A 2,368-nucleotide genomic window follows, 5' to 3' on the forward strand; every position below is an offset into this window, starting at 1 on the left:
GTACATTTCTTTGTACATTTAATAAAGAGAAAAAATCTTTTAAAATGTAAACCTCAATTAAGGACTTATTATGTTATTAAAAAGTTATCTTTTTATATTTTTGCTGTAACTATAGCAGATAATCCTCCTTTATAGACTTATGTCAATAGATTTGGCACAAAAAGTTTAAATATTTTTAATTAACTAAGTAACATCATGCACAGCTTTAGGAGGATATCCATGAAAGAAGAATTGGATTTGATTTTATGGCACTGACTAATCACAGAAAGTATTATCCTTCTATAGAGTGTCAAGAAAGTTATTTAAAGAGGAAATATTATAAATTTTGTAAACTTAATTTTTATTAGTTTTTGCTTTAATTATAGATTTAATTATTTATAACATATTAACTTTTAAAAATAGTATAATTTTAAACATATACTAGTATTATATAAATATATTTAGCAAATTACCAATACATTTCTATAATATATTTATTATGGGCATCAATATAGATATATTAATATTATTCGCTTTTATTATAAAAAAATTAACGTTCCATAACTAATATATAAATTACTTAACTTTAAAGCAAATAAATATAACAGATTTGTATGGTTGTCTATATATTAAAAAAATATTAAATTAATTAAGAAAATATGATACAATGGTAGAAAATACATAACAACTAGTTCATAAAACAAATGTATATATGTATTTATTTTTATAGAAAATGATTACTCTTACTATATTAATTGTAGTTTTTACGAAGTGTGTAAAAGTGATAATGATATTCATCCAGGTGGCTATCAGACAAGGTATTATTTTCAAACACTTGAGAAACTGGATGAACTAAAAGAATAAAGAGGAATATGACAAAGAAAAAAGAGGGGGTAAAAGTAAAGTGTAAAATTAGAAGAGGGTGTCATTTTCTGAAATGTGTCTAACAATATATAAATTATGGGTTAAAAAATAGGAGGTTTATATGGTAAACAAATTCAAAAAAATTATTTTTGCTAGCATAATGGTTTGTATTTTTACTCAAGCATTGCCTGTTGCTGCACATGAAACTAATGGCACTGATAGTGTATGTATTAGTATGGAAGTTAATAGTAAAAAAGCATTATTAAACGGTGAACCAATAACGTTAAATAATGCACCTTTTCTTGAAAATGGTATTGTTTATGTTCCACTTAGAGAAATTATTAATCTATACGGTGGGATTGTAGCATATATACAAGACGAACAAGCTGTTTTAATGGCAATAAAAAGGAAAAATAGTATGGGTTATGATAAGGGTTGTTTTTCAAAAATATGGATAGGTAAACAAAAGGTTCTCACAAATACAGGAGAAGCTTTTATTCATCCAACATATCCAAAAAATTGTGTTCCTATAATAAAAAATAATATAGCTTTTATTCCCGCAGATTATATTGATTTTTGTTTGGTTGCTAATTCATTGTGGGATGCTGAACGAAATAGAATTATTCTTTATGATCCAAATGATGGTCTGAGAGTGGATAAATTTGTAATTGGTAGTGATTTTAATTCTCTTGACAAAAATATTAGAGATAGATTTAAAACTACTGGTCGTATTATAGATCAATCTGAGGATGATCTATTTAAAATTGAGGCTTATTCCGATGGAGATATGGAAGTAGAACTTATGACTAATGTGATTAATGAAGAAATACCTCCAAAAGAGATATATTCAATTATATTAATAACGGATAAGTATAAGACCTCAAGGGGTTTAAGAGTGGGAGATAGTATAGAAAAATATTGGGATTTGTATGGAAGTACGCAATGGGTACCTGATCATTTTATTGACAAGGTGGATGAAAATGGAATAATGACTATCCATTATGATTATTTTTTTATAGTTGAAATAGATAATGGAAAGGTATCAAAAATTAGTATCAGATAAACTTTTGTTTTCACGTTATGAAACCCTCAGATTCCATAAGAAATTTGGGGGTTTCATAATTTAATATCTACTATATATAATTATTTTATGTATGCACATACTGCTTCTCCGAAATAATCAGTACCGTGAGGAGTCATTTTACCTGATTTAAATCCATTGGTATATCCAGAGGCAACACGCATTTTTACTCCGCCTGACCCATCCATGTTAACTGCATAATCGCAGCCTAAATCAAGCATGAGTTCTGCACCAACAGGTAATGATATTCTAGCAGGACATGCACAAACCATGTAAAAAGATCCGTCAGTTCCATGACCAAGAAAAGTTCTATTGACGTCTCTTTTTGATGTGTTGTTAATAGAGCTATCATTATAATGACATTTACGGTCATTATAGTTTTCATGATTACAGATTGTGCATCCGCCATCATATTGGTCAACTAGAGTATGTTCAAACACAGAT

General features: G+C 27.7%; 2 protein-coding genes. One reads left to right on the forward strand and one right to left on the reverse strand.

Translation table 11 applies throughout. The features are described 5' to 3' along the window. Positions 1 to 964 precede the first annotated feature (964 nt). Complete coding sequence (locus tag ACX6CF_RS25795; RefSeq protein WP_458788256.1) at positions 965 to 1,906, forward strand: stalk domain-containing protein; 942 nt, start codon at positions 965 to 967, stop codon at positions 1,904 to 1,906. A gap of 80 nt (positions 1,907 to 1,986) precedes the next feature. On the opposite strand, the gene ACX6CF_RS25800 is transcribed toward ACX6CF_RS25795, so the two are convergent. Further along, a partial coding sequence (locus tag ACX6CF_RS25800; RefSeq protein WP_458788257.1) for a phosphodiester glycosidase family protein occupies positions 1,987 to 2,368 on the reverse strand: 382 nt, incomplete at its 5' end.

It is taken from the genome of Vallitalea sediminicola (genome assembly GCF_054408565.1).

What these genes read in the sequence shown, in the direction of transcription:
- ACX6CF_RS25795 (WP_458788256.1), top strand. Translation starts at nt 965, where the DNA reads ATGGTAAACAAATTCAAAAAAATTATTTTTGCTAGCATAATGGTTTGT.